Source organism: Methanomicrobiales archaeon HGW-Methanomicrobiales-1 (assembly GCA_002839675.1).
GTDB lineage: Archaea > Halobacteriota > Methanomicrobia > Methanomicrobiales > Methanospirillaceae > Methanoregula.
Genome location: PGYM01000004.1, coordinates 18,962 through 38,879 on the forward strand (window position 1 = coordinate 18,962; position 19,918 = coordinate 38,879).

Below are 19,918 nucleotides of genomic sequence, written 5' to 3' on the forward strand. Positions count from 1 at the left end.
TCACAAAAATGAGCGATAAATCCGGACCAGGGAAAAATTGTACGATGAGTTTCCTGCTCACCGCTCCGCAGCCTACCCCAGCTCAAACGTAGTAACACCGAAAATCTCATCCAGCGGAAGCGGGATAGGGGCCCGGGTCGAATAGAGCCGGGCAGTGTAAAAGACCGGCGTCATCTTCCGGTCCTGCACAAGCGCAACCGCAGCCGGATTCGGGACCGGGATATCGAGATAAAACTGCTCACCGGGGATTCCCGCAATGAGACCATCGAGAATCTTTTCAGCAGTTGCCCGGTCCCGGGCAAAGAGCGGGCCGATCTTGTGGCCCGTCTGGCAGACCCGCCGCACACCATACCCGGCAATCTTCCCGTCCGGGTCCAGTTGTACAAGACCATAATGCCCCGTCTGCCCGATCCAGCATGTGAGGAAACGCTCACGGCGGGCCGGGAAGTGCATCGCGTCATACGCTGCCAGATCCTCAAACCGTACATCACGGATTGGTGTCAGTCCATCCGGCATCGTTCCTCCGCCGATGCCCTCGTACCGGGCATTGTTGTAGTGCAGGAACAGCCCGCCATCTTTCTGGTACTTGTCCACCATCGCGACAACGCCATCGCCGCCAACCACCCGGGACCCGGCATGCCGCATTGCGTGCCGGTAGAGCTGCATCCCAATCCCGTGATCACGGTAGGCCGGATCAACCACGAAGAGACCGGCAAACGAGAACCGGTCATCATAGTTGACCACCGAAACCGTACCCACGATCTTCCCGTCCGCTTCTGCACAGAAGAACCCTTCAGGATCAACAATGGAGAAACATTCCGCATCGGAAAGCCCGGGGTTCCAGCCCTCACTTGTGGCCCATGCCACGGCAGTTGAAACTTCTTCCCGCGTCATTGTCCGGAACTGAATACCAGCCATCTTCCCTGAACTCCTTCTACGGATATTGGCAGGATAGCTACATACACATGACGGTTTTTGACTCGCCCGGGGACGTATTAAAAGCCAAAAACAGGGTATCAACTGAATCTGAAAATCCAAAAAAGATAATTGTGGGAGGCCCTACAGGGCTTTGACCAGCGATCTGCGGGTGATCATACCGAAGAGCTTGCCATTGTCCATCACCGCAATCGAACTGATGTTCTTTTTTATCATCGTATCGACAACATCGGAAACCGCAGATTTTCGTTCCACCGATAAGAGCGGAGCGCTCATGATATCTTTGACCAGCAGGTTCCGGATCCGGTGATCCTGATGCTTGTCATCAACCGCTTCACGGAACTTGCGCATCGCAACCGCTACATCCGTTTCAGTAATGATGCCAGTGAATTTTTCATTCTCGGTTACAATAAACCGGGTGATATTATCATCAATCATCCGGCGCCGCAGGTGAACAACCCGCTCTGTTGCTTCAATGGTGATGGCCTTTTCGATAACCTCATCCATCACGTTCTCCGGCCGGACTTTTTTGAGCAGATCAACCATACCTACCTGGCCAATGAGCTTGTGATCCGCGTCATACACCACCACCAGCTTGTAGCGCTGGAGCAGCGGGATGAGGACGTTGATACTCTCATCCGGGTAAACACTCGTGAAATCATCGTTCACTACACTTGCTACATGGATGGCTGCCGGAGCGAGATCAGAGTTCTGTTTGCTCCCCAGCTTCTCGGCGATTGCCTGTCGTGAAACAGTGCCAACTACAGAATTATTATTGACCGCTATCAGGGGGTCGATACCCTCTGCCAGCATCTTATCGAGCGCTTCGGTGATTGTTGCCGATTTGGCTATTGTTGTCGGTTTTGCCATTACATCTTTGATAAAAACTTCTTTTGTCATTTCGCCACTTCCTTTATATGACAACAAGACTGTTGACATGCTGTCTGTCCATCAGTGCGATAGCGTCGGGGAGCAGGGTTGTTGCAGGTACCGTGATAACAGGACTTGTCATCACGTCTTCTGCGGTCACCGAGGCGACCATGAGCGTTCCCTGCCCGCGTACCCCGTCCGCTTTTTCACGTGTCGTTATGGCTACGTCTTTTCCAACCACACCCGATATCTTGGGCTCATCTTCATAGAATGCAAGGTTCGTTTCTGTGATGATTCCGGCAGGAAGGCCTTCATCATCGATCACCAGCACCTTGTCATTGCGTTCACGCATCACGCTGATCACATGATTCAGCGAATGGTAGCGGTTGACCGTCACCACATCTTCCATCACGTCCCCGACCGGGAGACACAGGCCCCGGACAAGGGCGGATTTCATCAGATCGGTCTTGGTGATGATCCCCACAACGGATCCTTCTTCAACCACCGGGACGCTGCTGATATTTCTCTCTGCAAACAGCTTTGCGATCTTCTTGATCCCGGTACCGGGATCGATTGTCACGGGGTTTTCAGTGGCAAGGGCACCCACCGGGATCCGGTCGAGCGGGCGCCGCCTCCATGCCGGTTCGCCCTGCTTTAAGCGATAGGCAATATCTTTTTTCGTGAGGATGCCGGCCAGTTTCTGGTCTTCCATGACCAGGATGCGGGAGATCTTGTACCGCACCATCAGGTTCCGGGCATGAGCTACCGTTGCGTCCGGAGAGACGAAATAGACCGGTGCGGTCATGATGTCGCGTGCGAACATGGCTTTCACCCCCTCGCAAATGCCCGGACGAGATCGAACTCGGTAACGAGCCCGATCAGCCGGGAGTCTTCAATCACCGGTAATGCCCCGATATTCTTCTCAAGCATCTCCCGGGCAGCTTCATTGATGCTCTTCCCCGGGGTTGTAGTGAAGAGGTGCCCGCCTATCAGGGTCCTGACCGGCAGTCCCATCACTTCAGAGATATTCCCGGTGGTGATCCTTGAGAAGACTTCCCTGCTGCCGAGATAACGCATCAGGTCGGTCGCTGTGACAATCCCGTATACCACGTCGTCGCTTACCACCGGTAAACGGCGGAGCCGGCATTTCGTCATATCGCGGGCAACGGTTTCGATCGGGCAGTCCGGGGCAGTCACCCGCAGGGACGTGCTCATCACGTCCTCGACATTGAGCGAACTCTGCTGTGCCCCCAGTACCCGCATCACATCGCGTTCGGTTACGATTCCCTCCAGCACCCCGTCGTTGTCTACGATGGGGAGGCCGCCTATCTTCTTTTCTACAATCTCCTTTACCGCATCGCGGATCGTGGCATCGTGCCGGAGTGTGACTGTCTGCTGCGTCATAATGGTGCGGACATTTTCATTCACCGCTGCCAGCAGGTTGCCATCATGTTTGACCTGTACTAGCTTGTACTTGTCACCCCCGCCCATGAAATTAATAATATCACCGGACGTGACGATTCCCCGCAGTTTCCGGGTGCCTGCGTCGGTAACCGGAAGCCGCCGGAAACCGCACTTTGTCATCGTTTCAACAGCCCCGATAATACTATTCGTAGGGGGTACTGAAATGACGTCGCGGGTTGCGATCGCCATGATCTCGCCTTCCTGCTCTGCAATATGTGACTTGAACTCAACCGGCCCGCGATCGAGTTTTCCCTGCATCTTCAAGAGCCGGTCGCCCTGTTTGATGCCTTTGGTATTCTGGTGCATTCTCACCTCTGGCGGGTCATTAGGCCCGTTTTTGTATTGTTCCTGGACTTTTCGGTTCCTGATAATCCTGTCCACATTGATCCTGCCGACGATGGCCGGTTATTCAGGCAAGGGCAGCAAGGATGTCGTGCCGGTCAAGTATCCCGACAAGGGCATCGCCGTTAAGAACGGGAAGCCGGCTGACATCGTGTTTTACCAGCAGTTCTGCTGCATACTTCACCGGCTCGTCAGGTGTGATAGTGACCACTTCACGGGTCATCACATCCTCGACCGTGGTATGGGCATGCTGGGCGATTGCTGACCGCACCCGCTTAGTGCTGATCAGGTCGCGGCGGGATATGATACCGATGAGCTGTTTCTTTTTGATCACCGGGAATGCCGTAAACCCGCTCTCCATGATGAGTGCCTGGATCTTCTGGAGTTCGTCCGTTGGATCTGCGGCAACCACCTTTGTATTCATGCGTGAGGCTACCGTCCCGTGCAGTTCATTGCGCGAGATGATAACGGGAAAGAGATCCGAAAGAAGGATTCCTCCCCGCATGTGACGCGTGGAGTCTATCACCGCTACACTATCCGTATGGAAGCTTCGCATTGTTTTTGCCACCTGTTCGATTGAGTCTTCAGGATTTACCATCGGTGCATCCTTGACAAAACCCTCAACCGTTACATTCGATTTCGTTGCAGTCACCCGCAACCCGTCCGTCAGGTCGATGTAGCCGAGGAGATTTTTCTTTGCATCCACGACATAGACTTCACGGAATCGTTCATCTCTGAGGATCTGCCGCGCTTTTGTTATCTGGTCACTGTTTTTCAGCACAGGGATCTCAACGAGGAAATCCTGTGCTGTTTTCATGTGATTTTGTCCTCCTCACGGCAGCTTGGACAGATCAATACGCCATCCACCCGCTTAAGGTCATCAGACATCTGGCTGCAGCGATCGCATACACCCTGCTCAACGATCTCCTCGCGGTTGATCTCGATGAGATCCTCCAGCAGATCATTGAGCTCTGTTGAAACGGTAAGAAGATCCCGGACCGTAATAATACCGATCACTTCGTTGCAGTCATCAACAACGGGGAGTCTCCTTACCTTGTGCTTCACCATCATGTGGGCGGCATCGCCGGATGTTTTATCCGCACTCACCGTAATGAGTGGCGTGCTCATGATTTCATTCACGTGTACTTTGCTCGGTTTGAGATCCTTTGCCACCACTTTGCAGTTGATGTCTTCCTCGGTAACAATGCCAATGGGCTTGTTATTATCGAGGATGATTACACTGCCGACTTCTTCCTTGCACATCGCCTTGGCAGCCATAGCCACCGTAGCTTCTATGCCTATCATGGTCGGGTTGCGTTTCATCACTTCACTGAGGGGGACACGGGTTTCAAACCGTATTGCGTTGGTTGTCTTTTTCATGAGTCACCTCCTTTGGTGCGTTTGGTTCTGATGTTTTTACAATTAGCATACTCCCCTCCCCTTGTATAAATACAATTTGGCCGAGGCAGGAAACAATGCAGCACAGTAATAGTTGGAGAGGCTGTCCGGACCGTGCGGGATCGCCTTACGGCGATCCTCTGGGAAAAATACGAGAAACCTAATAAACTGCGTATTCAATACATTACTTACGAATCATGGTGAATTCTTTGTACCCAGGTACGATGCGTAGCCGACGAGGTGTAGAGTGAAAATATTTTATCAGACGTTTGGTACGGCAAAGAAGAAATTTTCCAATTTCCTCAATTCATTTTTCAAGAAGAAACGGACCCGGATCGGTATTTACGGTCCACCCAATGCGGGAAAGACCACGCTGGCTAACCGTATTGCCCGCGACTGGACCGGCGATGCCGTCGGCCCGGTAAGCGAGATCCCGCACGAGACCCGCAGGGCCCGAAAGAAAGAAGATATCATCATCTCCGGCGCAAACGGCAGCGTAGTAACGATGGATATCGTAGATACCCCGGGTGTCACGACCAAGATCGATTACCATGAATTCCTGGAATTCGGCATGGAGAAGGACGAAGCGATCATCCGCGCCCGGGAAGCTACCGAGGGTGTTGCCGAGGCCATGCACTGGCTGCGCGAGGATATTGACGGCGTTATCTACATGCTCGACTCAACGCTCGACCCATTCATGCAGGTGAATATCATGATGATCGGGATCATCGAGAGCAGGAATCTTCCCGTCATCATCGTTGCAAACAAGATCGATCTCGCCGATGCGGCGCCGGCACGTATCCGCAGCGCGTTCCCCCAACACCCGGTTGTAGCGATCTCCGGTCTCGAGGGCAGGAACGTTGAAGATCTCTACGAAACCATGATCGAATACTTCGGGTGAGACCAGATGCCGCACAAGTGTACAAAATGCGGACGGGAATACCAGGACGGTTCAACCGAGATCTTACGGGGATGCGCGAGCTGCGGCGGCAAGAAGTTCCTCTACGTCAAGGAAGAAGAGATCAACAAGGATGTACTTGAAGAGAAGTCCATCGAAGAGATCGCTGACGAGTCCAAAGAAGAGGTTCTTGAGATCGTTGAGAAGCCCACAACCCGGAAAAAGGAAGTGGAGATGTATGACCGGGTCGAGACGATCCGGATTGTCTCACCGGGATCTTACGAGCTGAACCTCGAGAAGATGGTAAAGAGCGATGAGCGGATCGTAAGCGTGGGCAAAGAGGGCAGTTATATCATCGATCTCGTGTCGATGGCAAAAGAAGAGCCGAAGAAGAAGGGTAAAAAGAAGTGAGAATATCTTTCATTTTCCTGGTTTTTTTAATATTTTTTTTCATTTAATGAGTATCTGATTTTACTAAAAAGGATAATTTGTTAAATGCCTCGTGAGAGGATGTCTGATATTTTACAATCTTCTCCCCCCACTTGTGCCAATCCCCCGTAGGGGGATGGGGCACAGATGCGATTGCATTCTGACAGGTTTTTCCTTGACATTAGCAAAAAAATCCTACAGCTTGTGCTCCAGCATCGAGTAGTTCGATTTTTCTTATGAGGGTCAAGGGGGTGCTCCCCTTGAGCTGCCTCCCCCTCTGGGGGAGAGAGGGGGTCACCCTCCAAGGGTCACAAAGAGCAGGCAATCAAGGGAAGCGAGGATTTCCACGATAATTAAAAAGGATTCAGGGGGATTACTCCGATCGCAGCGCATCGATCGGGTCCATGTTGGATGCCTTCCATGCCGGATACAACCCTGAAACCACGCAGACCACGATACCGATAATCATACCATACGGGACATACATGATGCTGTCCGGCAGGAAGAAATACGCCGTGTTGCCGATCATGGCACTCACAACAGAATAACCGATGACAAGACTGCAGATCCCTCCTACGCCGGCGCCGATAACCCCGAGAATGAATGCTTCATACAGGAACATGCGGCGCACTTCTCCTTTTTCCGTACCAATGGAGAGCAGGATACCGATCTCCTGTACCCGTTCATTGACCGACATCATCATCACGTTGAAGATGCTGACGGCTGCGACAACAAGGGAGATGCCCCCAATCGCAAGGATGAAGGTCGTGATGGTGCCCAGCGTTGCGGTAATGGAAGTAAGGCGGGAACTGGCGTCCTGGATCCGCACGACATCGCTTTTCCGGTTGACTTTGTCATCGATGGAAGCCTCTACATCGCTGATAGTATCGACATTTTTCACAATCACATTGACCTGATCGTACAGGTCCTTGTCGCCATAATGATCCGTGTACCAGTCGTCCGGCACAATGATCGCGTTATCGGTATTGACCCCGTCGGATGCAAAACCCCGGGCAGCCAATATGCCGGAGACCCGGACTACCGGCCGCGAGGCTTCATCCTTCTGCCCGATCTTGATCCGGCTGCCGACTTTCAGGTCGAAGTTGCTGGCAATGCCGGACCCGACAATGGCATCATTCGCCCCCCGGATATTATCCCCCTCCTCGATCGTGAGGAATTTGGGGATGTCGTTGGGATCCATACCGTAGACACTTCCACGGCCATCGGTAGAACCGATCGTGAACTGCGTACTGGTCCGGTGAAGAGGAATGACAATGTTCGACCCGGCAGAACTCTTAATCTCGCTCAACTGCGTTTTTGTTATTCCCGATGAGGTTACCGGTGTTCCGGCCGTAGTCGTGGTTCTCACCACATCGGACGAGATCATGATCGTATTGACATTCGACGATAGCTGTTCTTTTACCGAGAGCTGCATATTCGCCCCGAGCATTCCCATGGACGAGATGGCAACGACCCCGATGACAATACCGACCGACGCAAGGAGCGAGCGCAGGAAGTTTAAGCGGACGCTGCGCACCGATAGGTCAAAGAAGATATCTTTCATGATGCCACGATCCTCCCGTCCTCGAGCTCAATGATCCGGTGGGCATATTCTGCGATCTTCGGGTCATGGGTGACAAGGATCACGGTCTTTCCTTTACTCTGTAGATCAACAAGGATGTCCATGATCTGGAGGCCGGTCTTCCGGTCCAGGTTCCCGGTCGGTTCATCGCAGAGAAGGATCTTCGGGTCATTGACCAGTGCCCGTGCAATCGCGACCCGCTGCTGCTGGCCGCCCGAGAGCTGGTTGGGCCGGTGGGCACTCATATCAGCGTCAAAACCCACAGATTTGAGCACCGCTGTCGCCTTCCCGGTGGTATCGCGCTGCTTGTACTTCAGGATAAGCGGGTATTCCACGTTCTCGTATGCCGAGAGAAGGGGAATTAAGTAAAATTTCTGGAAGATGTACCCAATAATATCACGGCGCATGTGAGTGCGCTCCAGGTTGGTCATCGCAGCCACATTTCTTCCATTGATAAACAATTCCCCGGTCGTAGGCACATCGAGGATACCGAGATGGTTCATCAGGGTGGATTTGCCGGAACCTGATGGGCCCATGACAGCGATGAACTCGTTTTCCCGGATATCGAGCGAGACATGGTCAAGCGCGGTGAAGTCGCCACTCTCCAGGGGGTATACTTTTGAGACGTCGGTTAACCGTATAAGGGGTGTATCATCCATGGCAGTCGGCTCATTGCTTCCTGAACTTTGCTGTAATCCATTTCCGTTTCATATACAGCACAATACCGATAATAACAATAATGCCCCCGGCTATCACCGGGTAGAACGAACTAATCCCACCGGCGCGGGATCCACCGATCCCTAACATGCTGCTTCCGCCCGGAGCCCGCTGGGACGCTGATGTGCCGGAAGATGTTCCTGATACCTGGCGGGATGTTGAACCCGAACTGCTGCTGGATCCTGATATATCCAACCCGGTTAATGATCGCAGGTCGAGAGTCTTTACCGTTGAGAATGAATTGCCCAGTGCATCCTTCCAGGAGACCTGCACGGGAACCGAAGAGAGGTTGTTGCTTGCAAAGGTGAGCTCAAAACTTGAAAAGTCATCGGATGCAAGTGAACCAATGGAATATTCCGCGTAGGGCTCTACTGCTTTTGCGGGAGCAACTACCGTCAGAACCATGGATTTTGCATCGGTGATACCTGCGTTGTTGACATCCCCGGAAAGATGGTAGGAAGAGCCCTGGGACGTGACTTCAATATTATTGATGACCGGCACTGCTGCCGATTTATCGGTTCCGGTTTTGATAGGCAGGACAGCAACGGTAGAGTGCTTGTTGTTTCCATTCTGGAAGCTGATGCGGAATGTCAGGGCGGTATCTTTTTCCGGAGTAACATCAAAGGGAATATCAACGGAACTTCCGGCACCTAAGGATGAGATGAAACGGGAGCTTGGACTTACTGTTGCACCCCCGCCTTCAGGAGTGATGAGAATATTTTTGATTGCCCCGTTTCGCGGATTGACGATAGTTAAGTTAATCGTGTCTTTTGTTGAAACGGCGAAATCATCCGGAACGCTGTCAAAACTTGCCCGGATATCCTGCGAATCCACTTCGATACTGATAGGATACCGGATGCTTCCTGCAGTACTGGATGCCACGGAAAACATCGGGAAATAGTTGCCGTCTTTTGACCCTGCATTAACGAGAAGGGTATAGGTCATCGAGTTACCGGGTCCGAGGTAGATCGTTGTGCCGTAGGCTTCCCGGTTCAGGAGATTGATGTTGGTGTCGATAAGATCAGCCTGGGAAAATGATACGGCCTGTGAACCGGAATTGGCGAGCGTGACAGCGATGGTTCCTTGCTCGTACGGGTAGAATACCGGGGGATCGAGGGTGACCGAACTCACCGAAACCTGTGCAAGGGCGTCCTGGGGGGACAGGGTTGTTGTTGTGCCCGTACTACTTGAGGTAGTAGAGGAAGTGCTGCCCGTGGTCGCGGCGCCGGCTGCTGCCACAAGGCAGAAGACCAGGCAGATTGTGGATATCCAGTGTTTGTAGTTCATAATTTCTCCCATTTTATAGTAATACACCTGCGACGTTTATGGGGCACATCGTTACCCCGCATTATGATAGTGTAATGTACGTATTACTTAATGTAATTTAAAAGTTACTTTTGTAGAGTAAATACACTCTTGCAGCAACCAGCAAAACAGGGACATTCAAAAGAGGGAGTTATTTGAGATCTGCTTCTTCGCATTCGAAGATCTCTTCGACATTCACGTTGAAATATCGTGCAATCTTGAACGCGAGAGTAAGAGAGGGGACATACTTGCTTTTTTCTATAGCGATGATGGTCTGACGGTACACCCCGACAGCGTTTGCCAGGTGCTCCTGCGTCAGATTTGCCTTTGCCCTGAATACCTTGATGTTATTCTTCATCCATGTCCTCCCCGCCGTACTTCCGCTCGTAATAGAACTTAAAGCCGACATAGAGGAAGATGATCATGCAAAGGAAGAGGAGCTGGAGGAACCCGGGGTTTAAGAACGGTCTGCCAAACTCCATATCCGTCGGGCTGTGTTCGCGGATATACCGGAATGTCGGTGTCCGCTCAAGGCCAAAGAAATTACTGCTGGTCCAGACAATGAATCCAAGACTGAAGGTGAAAAAGACCACCCAGAAGATCTCAAGCGTGTGGAACGCAGCTTTCTGGGATATGGCAATTGAACGCTCGTCTTCGATGATACCGGTAACCCTGCGCCGGGCAAAGTACACGGTGATGACACCGATAACAAATCCGATCTGGATCGGGAGGGGGTCGTTCCACTCCAGCGATAACCAGAAGATACCAACGAGGGCAGTGACAATGATCCCGGTAAGGACGTAAAAGGTGTTCTGCTTCATGCTTTCCGGATGTAGTTTATACATTACATCGAGTAAAAGGTATCTGTCAGGGCCGGCAGATCATTGCCCGGAGTTTCTGCAATACCGGTTTTTGCTTATCGCGTGGCCATCTCCCCGCGTATGCCCTCGTACGGCACCGGCAGGTCAAGCCTCCGGAAGAACTCGTCAGCGAAGATCAGGCTGTTGACCACGGCCCATTCCGCACACCCGTGACCTAAGCATTTGTCCGGGAAGAAGGGACCGTTTTTTGGTGCGAGCGGGTTTGTTGCAAATTTTTTCCGGAGATTTTTTTCAAATTTCCCGCTGGTTGTTTCTTCACCGTTACGCCGGGTCGCCCCGTCACCAATCACCACCCATTCCCGTTTATAGTGCATAAGGTGATTGCGGATCTCGATGAGGAACTTCAGGTTCGCAAACGCCTGGTCGTCCTCGTCAAACGGGGATTTTTCTGCAATGAGGAGAATCTTCTGATATTTACTCAGGAGCGGGGCCCGGTCGAAATTCTTCTCGTTCTTCCATTTCTCGCAGATCAGTCTCAAAAGGGCTTCGTGCTTTTCATCCGCAAAGAAGTAGGCTTCATCAGCGACATCGGCATAGAGCTCGTTGATGGTGGATTCGAGAAACGCAACGGAGGACAGGACCGAGTTGAGTATGAAAACTTCATGCCGGAGCTGGAGTGCAGCCGGGATCTCTTTTACCTCCCGGTATTCCTGCTCAATCGCAAAGGCGAGCTGGCAGAGCAGGGCTGCCGACTGGATGTACCGCACGGAAAAGCAGTCCCGGAACCGGATTGCAGATTCCTCGCCGGAAATCTCAAGGGGGATCTTGTCCATCTGTACTATCCCGTTCTCTTTGAGAGATAAAAAACATGAGGGGACCGGCGTATATCCCATTGTTGCATTGACAACATTTAATCCCCCACCACACCAAATTTACTGGTGCATATGAACTCCCAAAATACCTGCGAGATCCCCTTTGGAGCGGTAGTCTCCATCACCAGTCGCGGCCGGTTCATTTTTTTGAATGACCGGCTCCGGCCGCTGGGCCTCTCCGCAGGCCAGTTCCCGGTCCTGATGCTGCTCTATAAAGAGCAGAACATCATGCAGGAGACCCTGGTCCGGCACTATCATCTCGATAAGGGCACGATTGCCCGGGCAGTAAAAAAACTCGAGGATGCCGGGTATATCCGGCGCATCGTCGATCCTGATAACCGCCGGGCAGTCCGCCTGTTTCTCACGGAAAAAGGCGAACATCTTGCTCCCGTGCTGCAGGCAATACATCACGAATGGGAAGAACAGGTCCTCACCGGTCTCTCCCGGGAACAGAAAGAGACCCTCAACTCCCTGATGCGCACCGTTGCGCAGAACAGCCACAGGAACATGCAGGATGAAAGAGGACTTCCCGATGCCAACAACTGAATCATCCGAAAGGGCGAATGAAGCCCCGGCCGGGAGAGATAATACCGAAGGCATCGCGCTCCTGATGGGAGACCCGAAAAAAGCCATCGTGAAACTGTCCGGGCCCATGATCATCGCGATGTTCCTGATGTCCACCTACAACATCGTCAACGCGATTTGGGTTGCCGGTCTCGGCTCCGATGCACTGGCGGCTGTCGGGTTCATCACCCCAATCTTCATGATCCTGATTGGGACCGGCAGCGGGCTCGGTGCCGGCGTCGCATCCGTCATCTCCCGCCGGATAGGTGCAAAAGATAAGATCGCGGCTGACAATGCAGCAGTCCACGCGATACTCATCACCCTGATCCTGTCAGCAGTCCTCACCATCCCCTTAATCCTCTTTACCGGCCCGATCGTTCACCTCTTTGGCGCAGGAGAAGTCTCCGGGCTTGCAACTGAATACGGGCAGGTCATCTTCCTGGGCATGGTACTCATCCTCTTCACTAACGTTGCCTATGCAATTCTCCGAGCTGAAGGAGATGCCAAACGGGCGATGTACGTCATGGCAGCGTCTTCGGTCATGAACATGGTCCTCGACCCGCTGCTCATCTACACGGCCGGCATGGGCATTGCCGGGGCGGCATGGGGCATGATCATCTCGCTGGTCATGGTATCGTGCGTGCTCCTTTACTGGTTCTTCATGAAGCGGGATACCTACGTCACCATCTCATACAAGGCATTCTCGTGGGACAAGAAAACCGTCCGGGACATTCTCGGGGTCGGCCTGCCGGCCAGCTTCGAATTCTTCCTCATGGCGATCCTCGCGATCTTCATCAACGGCCTGCTGGTCGCAACCGCAGGCACGGACGCTGTTGCAATCTATACCGCAGGGTGGAGAGTCGTGTTCTTCGCCGTTATCCCTCTCATCGCTATCAGCACATCAGTGATATCCGTTGCCGGTGCTGCCTACGGGGCGCGGCAGTTTGCAAAACTCAGGACCGTCCACACGTTTTCGGTCTCGCTCGGGATTGCAATCTCGCTGGTCATCAGCGCCCTCACGTTTATCTTTGCCCGGCAGATCGCTGTCATCTTCACGTACTCCCCGGACAGCGCCCATCTCGCACCGGAGATTGCCATGTTCCTTGCCACCATGTGCTTCTTCTACCCGTTCATTCCGCCGGGCATCATGTCGGGATCGGTCTTCCAGGCAACAGGTAAAGGGATGACATCGCTTGTCATCTCGGTCCTGCGGAACCTGGTCTTCATCGCACTCTTTGCCTACCTGTTCGGGATCGTGCTCGGGTATGGCGAGCACGGCATCTGGTGGGGAATTGTTGCCGGGGATATCATCGGAGGAACGGTGGCATACATCTGGGCCCGGGCGTATATCTCGCGGCTGATTGCGAACGGGTAATCTTAATCTTTTTTTAAAAATTGAACAATTTTGACTGTGATAAAATAAAATGTGAAAATTGCCGTCTTTTTGTTAGAGAGAGCCACACACATTCAACATCTATTATCATAAAAATCAACTCCAAGCGAAAATATTGAATTGTTGAATCTGTAGGGAGTGCTGTGTCTTCACGGAAGGATGCACACTTCCAATAAAATATTTAAACCAACTGCCAACGCAACAGAACTCTTGTTTCAAAAAACACAAATGAAAATGAAAGTTTTAATCATTTTAAAATAGTAAGTTCAATCATGAGAACACATCCTTTTTTCCCCTGTTTTGCTCTACTTTTGGCGATTATAATAATATCGGGATGCACGGGTTTGGGTGCGACGACTACAGCAGCACCAACACCTCCCCCCCAAGTTGTATATGTGACCGTTCTTGTGACACCAACACCTACAAATGCATTGGTAAAAGATCCGATAATTGGTGTGTGGAGGTTTACGGCGAAGACTGCCTCAAGTGATTACGATTACCGAGTGCAATTTGACGCGAATGGTACATCAATTGAGACGCTGGCATCAGATTCAACAATATATGTACCTGGAATTTGGAATTTTGCTGGAGATAATACATATATTGTAACCTCCGTTAAAACTGGGGATAAGAAATTGTATACTTATAATCCTCAGACAAATACAATTTTTGAAAATGAATATTCGGCATTCATCTATTTCCCATATCAGGGAAGCGTTTGGTTTAACTCTTCAAGCGGGAGTTCATCCACTCAATCCGGATCTAGCAGTTCAACTCACCTTTCTGGGTATGGTGACGATGTGGTATCATTCACTGCATCCGGAAGTGGATTGAGAATTTTCGATATGAAATACACTGGACAACATAATTTCGCGGTAAAACTGAAGGATGGAAGTGGGGATTATCTCGCATTATTAGCAAATGAAATTGGTTCATACTCAGGGAAAACATCTGAAACATTAACTACTGGAAAATATTTCCTTGATGTAACCGCGAGTGGTCCATGGATTATTGATATATCTTCAATATAATTTCTTTAGGGACCACCCGAATAGATCAAAATTAATAATATCTATCGAACCATTTTTTTCACATATGCAAAATAAATTTATATCCATCCTAATGCTGATTTCTTGCCTCATTTTTATACTGATTGCAGGCTGCACATCAGAGTCGCCTTCAACCTCAACACAAACAATGACCCCGCAGATCGTTTATGTTACTGTAACCGTCACTCCCTTGACTCAACCGACGCCCTCATCTACAATTAATTTGATAACCACGAATCCTACACCAATTCCATCATTAACTCCCTCAACTTCCAGTGAAGAAATATCGAACCCTGATGATGAGGCTTTTCTTACGATTGTCGCAGACAACAATATTGTGAAACGGATTGATTCTTTAGCAGTTTACGGTTGTGATATCACAGAAGCGGGAAAGATCAATCAACTGATAATCTCCAATAAAAAACCTAATAATTCCACGTTACTCAAAGCGCGATCCTACTTGATATCTGCGACAACATACTGCCAGGCTCCGGAAAAAGCTGCCCGAGATCAGAGCCAGACAAACGAGGATTTAGGTAAATTTTCTGTTCAGATCAAAGAATATACGAATGGAGTACACACCCGGTCTTATGTACTTGATCGAGTGCTTGCATCTGTAGATACAATCGGGACATTTAATACGGCAGCTTTCAGCGGGAATGGTGATAATTCCGTTCCGTTCACCATATCTCAAACCGGATTAAAAACTATCGAAATGGAATATGGTGGACAACATAATTTTGGGGTAAAATTGGGGGGGGAAATTATCGCGAATGAAATTGGCTCGTACTCTGGGGTGGAATATAAAACGTTACCCGCTGGGAAATATGTCTTATACGTTACAGCAAGTGGTCCATGGACAATTAAAATTTCCTAAACAAAATTTTAAAAAAAAGGCATTCTGCCAATTACCCTTGCCGGGCGCAGTCGATCTCATCCGAGTACACCTTAATATCGATAACCGGTGTCCCATCGAATGCATCCAGTCCCCGGACTTTTAAGACACCGTCTTTGACTTCGAGAAGGTCTACCATGCAGAGCGCAACAGGGTTCGGCCGGTCCGGGGACCGTATCGTAAACACACCCATCTCTGCCGAACTCCCGGGCGGGATTGCCCGGAGCACGGTCCGGTCCGCCCGGTCAAACCAGCTGAGGACCCAGAGATGTTTCCTGCCTTCCATCTGCCAGAGAGCGGGACGGTATTGTTCATCGATCACGATCTCGGAGATCGTATCCGAGAGGCGTCCCTGACGGGGGGCATCGCCCCGGGCCTTGTAGGGCGATCGGACGAAACCAATGGGATGGAGTTCTATGGGGGGGAAAGTCATGCTTGAAGTAAAATGGGGGGAGGGAGTATTTACGAATAGTGCGGGAAGGTCCCCGGGGTTAATCCTGGTTCTGTTGCATAAAATCCGGGGAATAAAATAGTAGAGTTAAATAAATTTCAGAATGAATTCAGAATACAAATAAGTATCATGCTGGAATTTTCAGGGCAAACGGTGAACAGAATGGAATATAATAAAATCATAAAATTTTTTGACAAACTCCTGCTGTTTTTCCTTCTCGCCATCCTCATCCTGTCAGCGCTCATGTACGCTTTTGTCTTAATCATCAACTGGGAGGACTGGTTCTTTGGCACAAAACTCGCCGGGTTGTCCGCAGGCATGTACCTGCTGGCAAAAGCAGTAACCGCAATCGTGTTGACCGTTCTCCTCGTTCAGTTCCCGAAATACAAAAAAATCATCACTCTCATGGCGGTTGCATATTTTGGATTTATCCTGATCGATTCTGCAACTACTATCCAGAAAAATACCGGGGGGCAGCAATCGTTCTCGATCGTGCTCGCCATCTTTTTTCTCATCCCGGTCCTGTATTTCCTTGTCACGATCCTTACCTCCCGCCAGGATAAAGAACAGGAAACCGGGGAAACAGAAACGCCGGACTCTGGTGTAAGGAGTTCTGAACGCGGGATAAAACCTCGCACCATACAGATTATTATCGGGATAGCGGGGGTTATAGCGCTCATCTTCCTCTGGGCGGTTTTGATCCCGATTGGGTTCTCCCTCATCGCGCCGCATGCCCCGTTCGAACACCTCAATTTACCCGAAACACAGGACACCCTGATTACCAAAGTAAATGCAAATGGCACTACGGAATGGCAAACCGTTGTCCACGGGTACAGCGAATTTCCCCTTTCCGTAACACCGTCGACATATAATGGATTTATCTTCTCCGGTATGTTCTGGTTTCCCCAACAAAGCGAAGCGGGCCTCCGGGTGATGAACATCGACCGGAACGGCACGGTAATCTGGGATGTGCAACGGGGAATTCATGCGTACCCATCCGAGACAAATCTGGGCTGCGTCAAAACGACACTTGCTACCTGTGGGGAATATACCGTGATAATGTGCGACGGTTTTGTTATCCGGCTGGATGCACTGGGTAAGGAATTGTGGCACCGCAGTTATCCTGATACCATTGTCAATAATGCCCTCCCGCAATCTGATGGCGCGTTCCTGCTGATGGGTCATGCACACAGGGGAAAACCTTCGGAACAGGGCTGGACAATACTGGACGGCTGGATTCTGAAGGCAGACCGCTACGGGAATATTGTCTGGGAGAAAAAAGAGGACAGCTTCTCGAATTGCGTGAAGGCAACCATGCTGACGGAAGGAAATCTGCTGGTGGACTGTTTCAGATCAAGCTCTGATCTGAATGTGGCAGGGAACCAGATTATGGCATTTGATACTCGGGGAAATCTCCTGTGGAAAAAGAATTTTGTCGAGAAAAATGTCGGTGTAGTTTACTCAATGGTGCAAAACCGTGATGAAACCATTGACGTGTACTTACGGGGAGAGGGAGAGCGAAAATATACCCTGGATCAACAGGGCAACACCCTTAACGAAGAGATTCTCTCTCCACAACCTGATTCATTCAGCCATGAAACAGAACCTGATACCGTATACCAGACAACATCACTCGCGGGTAACAGGACCCAGGTAAGTGCGAGAAGTTTACAAGGATCCGAATTGGTTTTCATTGTTGACTATCCGACAAACCGGGAAGATTTATCCGGGATCTATTCCGTGAACCCGACAACCGATGGCGGGTACCTGGTATTTAGTACCGTCAAACCATGAGATACCAGGGGATCTCCCTCAGTTACCCTTATTATACCTCCAGTCGAATGATGGTAAGCACTTTTAACAATGTGCTGGCAGATGTAAGTCCGACGTGCGATATAACGCATGGCCTCAAACAAGGCTTTGGGATTACAGAGAGTCAGTTTATCAACTGTACTTTTCTGGACTTACGTTTAGTCTATAAGGAGACTACATTATGGCACGAATGCATGCTCGAAGAAGAGGCAAGTCATGCTCAGTCCGCCCCTACCGCAAGGAAGTTCCCGCATGGTCCAACAAGGACGTAGCAGGAATCACAAAAGTAATCCTTGAACTCCGGAAGGATGGCGCGTCGAGCAGCAAGATTGGACTCGTACTCAGGGACAGCTATGGAGTTCCCGATATTAAACTTGCCACTGGCAAGCGTCTCGGTGAAATCTTAAAGGAGAACAATGTCGCGACAGAGATCCCCGAAGATCTCCGGGACCTCATGACAAAGGCGCTCGGTCTGCGCAAGCACCTGAGTGAGAACAAGAAAGATCTGCACAACAAACGGCAGCTCCAGTTGACCGAATCCAAGGTCCGCCGTCTCGTGAAGTACTACACGGGAAGCAAGAGACTGCCCAAAGAGTTTGTGTACAAGCCGGAGACTGCAGAGATTCTGCTGTCCAGATAATCCATCTAAATAATTATCCACAACCCATGCCACTTGATACCGCAGCAGAAACCGTAGCCGAACAGATTTCCCGGCAGGAGTTCATCGAGGTGTTCGCACACCACGATGCAGACGGCATAGCCGCTGCCTCGATTCTCTGCCACGCGATGCTGCGTTCAGGTATCCGCTTCCGGCTCCGGGTCCGACCGGAAATTTCCGTGAAGGACTTAACCGGTGATGACTCCTACCTGCTCTGCGATCTCGGTGCGGGCATGAACGATCTCCCGAACGACGCGATCGTGGTGGATCACCACCTTCCGGCATTCGAAGGCGAGTTCCATGCAAACCCGCGACTGGCCAGTATTGACGGCGATCGCGAACTCTCGGCAGCAGGCACCGCGTATATCGTCGCCCAGAAAATGGGAGACAACCGCGACCTTGCCGGGCTCGTGATACCGGGTATAATTGGTGACGGACAGGAAATGGTTGGCAAGAACCTCGAAATCTTCAACGAGGCAATCACCAACGGCATCATCGTACCGGACCGGGGACTCACCCTGCCGGGCAGGGACATGACCGAACGGTTCTACACCGCGATCAGCCCCTACCTTGAAGGCGTGAGCGGCACGGAAGAACTCGTATCCACGCTCATCAACCAGTCCGCAGGCAAAGACGGTATCATGCTCGACAACCTGCTCTCGCAGGTTGTAATCACGGCAGCACCGGGCACAACGCTGGCCGGACTGGGTGCGATCTATGGCGACACGTACCACCTCCAGCGCGAAGTGATCGAGGATGCCCACGCACTCACCGCAGTCATCGATGCCTGCGGAAAAGCCGGGCGCGGCGATCTCGCTGCATCCATCTGCCTCCGGTCGTCTCACGACATTGACCGGGCATGGGAGATTGCACGAAAGCACCGCGTCGGCGTGATCGATGCGATCCGCACAGCCAGCCCTGCAGAAGGTGCACCGGGCGTCTTTGAAGTCAAAGATGTAACGCTCGCAAGCGACGTTGCCGATGTGTTAGCCCGCGACCGGGTGAATGCACAACCGGTGCTGGTCTATGCACGGGACGGGAAAGCCTGCCGGATATCGGCACGCTGCCCTGCCGGAGTCGAACATGAACTCGGCCCCCTGCTCAAGGCACTTGCACAGGCAAACAGCGGAAATGGCGGCGGACACAACCGGCGGGCAGGGGCAACCATCCCCTGCGACCAGATCGGTGCGTTTACAAAAGCGTGGCACGAGGCGGTGGCATCATGATGCAGATCGAAGGCAGGATAACAACCCTGCACCGTAATGCAGGCGCAGTTGCATCGGCATTAACCCCGGACAACATGCGCAACATGAGCACAACCGCACAAGGCGATACGGTAACAACGGTGATCACCGGCACACAGATCCGGTCGGTCATCGCATCGGTGGATGATTATCTGATGAATCTGGCAATAGCGGAAGATGCAACAGTCATTTCCGCCCCAACAACAATCACCAGGTGA

The 19,918-nt window shown here is 51.4% G+C and carries 22 protein-coding genes; 9 read left to right on the forward strand and 13 right to left on the reverse strand.

Going from position 1 to position 19,918, the window contains the following annotated elements:
- Positions 1-72 precede the first annotated feature (72 nt).
- From CVV30_11580 to CVV30_11605, 6 genes are all read right to left on the reverse strand, one after another.
- A complete protein-coding gene (locus CVV30_11580) occupies positions 73-918 on the reverse strand; it encodes a GNAT family N-acetyltransferase (protein ID PKL67980.1) in 846 nt (281 codons plus the stop codon).
- 141 nt (positions 919-1,059) lie between these two features.
- Positions 1,060-1,836, reverse strand: coding sequence for a signal transduction protein (locus CVV30_11585; protein PKL67981.1), 777 nt, complete (start codon positions 1,834-1,836; stop codon positions 1,060-1,062).
- Between the two features lie 13 nt (positions 1,837-1,849).
- Positions 1,850-2,638, reverse strand: coding sequence for a CBS domain-containing protein (locus tag CVV30_11590; protein ID PKL67982.1), 789 nt, complete (start codon positions 2,636-2,638; stop codon positions 1,850-1,852).
- Positions 2,635-3,576, reverse strand: coding sequence for a histidine kinase (locus tag CVV30_11595; protein PKL67983.1), 942 nt, complete (start codon positions 3,574-3,576; stop codon positions 2,635-2,637). Before CVV30_11595 ends, CVV30_11590 begins: the two co-directional genes overlap by 4 nt.
- Before the next feature lie 103 nt (positions 3,577-3,679).
- Positions 3,680-4,429 (reverse strand): histidine kinase, encoded by a 750-nt coding sequence (locus tag CVV30_11600; protein PKL67984.1) that lies wholly within the window; start codon positions 4,427-4,429, stop codon positions 3,680-3,682.
- The gene (locus CVV30_11605; protein ID PKL67985.1) at positions 4,426-4,992 is read right to left on the reverse strand and encodes a CBS domain-containing protein; all 567 of its coding nucleotides are present in this window, start codon (positions 4,990-4,992) and stop codon (positions 4,426-4,428) included. The genes CVV30_11600 and CVV30_11605 overlap by 4 nt, the downstream gene beginning before the upstream one ends.
- Positions 4,993-5,257: 265 nt before the next feature.
- Here CVV30_11605 and CVV30_11610 point away from each other — a divergent pair, with 265 nt between their 5' ends.
- Both CVV30_11610 and CVV30_11615 read left to right on the forward strand, forming a co-directional pair.
- Complete coding sequence (locus tag CVV30_11610) at positions 5,258-5,911, forward strand: GTP-binding protein (protein ID PKL67986.1); 654 nt, start codon at positions 5,258-5,260, stop codon at positions 5,909-5,911.
- A gap of 6 nt (positions 5,912-5,917) precedes the next feature.
- Positions 5,918-6,319: a hypothetical protein gene (locus CVV30_11615; protein PKL67987.1), complete on the forward strand. Its 402-nt coding sequence runs from the start codon at positions 5,918-5,920 to the stop codon at positions 6,317-6,319.
- Between the two features lie 391 nt (positions 6,320-6,710).
- Here CVV30_11615 and CVV30_11620 read toward each other — a convergent pair whose 3' ends face one another.
- The 6 genes from CVV30_11620 to CVV30_11645 form a co-directional block, all read right to left on the reverse strand.
- Positions 6,711-7,901 carry an ABC transporter permease gene (locus tag CVV30_11620; protein ID PKL67988.1) on the reverse strand — a complete coding sequence of 397 codons (1,191 nt, stop codon included), beginning with the start codon at positions 7,899-7,901 and terminating at the stop codon, positions 6,711-6,713.
- Positions 7,898-8,578 carry a lipoprotein-releasing system ATP-binding protein LolD gene (locus CVV30_11625; protein ID PKL67989.1) on the reverse strand — a complete coding sequence of 227 codons (681 nt, stop codon included), beginning with the start codon at positions 8,576-8,578 and terminating at the stop codon, positions 7,898-7,900. The genes CVV30_11620 and CVV30_11625 overlap by 4 nt, the downstream gene beginning before the upstream one ends.
- Positions 8,579-8,588: 10 nt before the next feature.
- Positions 8,589-9,935: a hypothetical protein gene (locus tag CVV30_11630; protein ID PKL67990.1), complete on the reverse strand. Its 1,347-nt coding sequence runs from the start codon at positions 9,933-9,935 to the stop codon at positions 8,589-8,591.
- A gap of 157 nt (positions 9,936-10,092) precedes the next feature.
- On the reverse strand, positions 10,093-10,299 hold the full coding sequence (locus CVV30_11635; protein PKL67991.1) for a transcriptional regulator: 207 nt from the start codon (positions 10,297-10,299) through the stop codon (positions 10,093-10,095).
- Positions 10,289-10,786, reverse strand: coding sequence for a hypothetical protein (locus CVV30_11640; GenBank protein ID PKL67992.1), 498 nt, complete (start codon positions 10,784-10,786; stop codon positions 10,289-10,291). Before CVV30_11640 ends, CVV30_11635 begins: the two co-directional genes overlap by 11 nt.
- Positions 10,787-10,857: 71 nt before the next feature.
- On the reverse strand, positions 10,858-11,595 hold the full coding sequence (locus CVV30_11645) for a hypothetical protein (protein ID PKL67993.1): 738 nt from the start codon (positions 11,593-11,595) through the stop codon (positions 10,858-10,860).
- A 105-nt stretch (positions 11,596-11,700) separates the two neighbouring features.
- Here CVV30_11645 and CVV30_11650 point away from each other — a divergent pair, with 105 nt between their 5' ends.
- The 3 genes from CVV30_11650 to CVV30_11660 all read left to right on the forward strand — a co-directional run bounded on the left by CVV30_11650 (position 11,701) and on the right by CVV30_11660 (position 15,517).
- A complete protein-coding gene (locus tag CVV30_11650) occupies positions 11,701-12,180 on the forward strand; it encodes a MarR family transcriptional regulator (protein PKL67994.1) in 480 nt (159 codons plus the stop codon).
- A complete protein-coding gene (locus CVV30_11655) occupies positions 12,167-13,573 on the forward strand; it encodes an MATE family efflux transporter (GenBank protein PKL68140.1) in 1,407 nt (468 codons plus the stop codon). Before CVV30_11650 ends, CVV30_11655 begins: the two co-directional genes overlap by 14 nt.
- Before the next feature lie 1,215 nt (positions 13,574-14,788).
- Positions 14,789-15,517 carry a hypothetical protein gene (locus CVV30_11660; protein ID PKL67995.1) on the forward strand — a complete coding sequence of 243 codons (729 nt, stop codon included), beginning with the start codon at positions 14,789-14,791 and terminating at the stop codon, positions 15,515-15,517.
- 31 nt (positions 15,518-15,548) lie between these two features.
- Here CVV30_11660 and tsaA read toward each other — a convergent pair whose 3' ends face one another.
- Positions 15,549-15,968 carry a tRNA (N6-threonylcarbamoyladenosine(37)-N6)-methyltransferase TrmO gene (gene tsaA / locus CVV30_11665; GenBank protein PKL67996.1) on the reverse strand — a complete coding sequence of 140 codons (420 nt, stop codon included), beginning with the start codon at positions 15,966-15,968 and terminating at the stop codon, positions 15,549-15,551.
- A gap of 180 nt (positions 15,969-16,148) precedes the next feature.
- Between tsaA and CVV30_11670 the strand changes: the two genes are divergently transcribed.
- The 4 genes from CVV30_11670 (at position 16,149) to CVV30_11685 (ending at position 19,918) form a co-directional block, all read left to right on the forward strand.
- Positions 16,149-17,780 carry a hypothetical protein gene (locus CVV30_11670; GenBank protein ID PKL67997.1) on the forward strand — a complete coding sequence of 544 codons (1,632 nt, stop codon included), beginning with the start codon at positions 16,149-16,151 and terminating at the stop codon, positions 17,778-17,780.
- A gap of 199 nt (positions 17,781-17,979) precedes the next feature.
- On the forward strand, positions 17,980-18,438 hold the full coding sequence (locus CVV30_11675) for a 30S ribosomal protein S15 (protein ID PKL67998.1): 459 nt from the start codon (positions 17,980-17,982) through the stop codon (positions 18,436-18,438).
- A gap of 26 nt (positions 18,439-18,464) precedes the next feature.
- Positions 18,465-19,682 (forward strand): phosphoesterase, encoded by a 1,218-nt coding sequence (locus CVV30_11680; GenBank protein PKL67999.1) that lies wholly within the window; start codon positions 18,465-18,467, stop codon positions 19,680-19,682.
- Positions 19,679-19,918, forward strand: coding sequence for a hypothetical protein (locus tag CVV30_11685; GenBank protein PKL68000.1), 240 nt, complete (start codon positions 19,679-19,681; stop codon positions 19,916-19,918). The genes CVV30_11680 and CVV30_11685 overlap by 4 nt, the downstream gene beginning before the upstream one ends.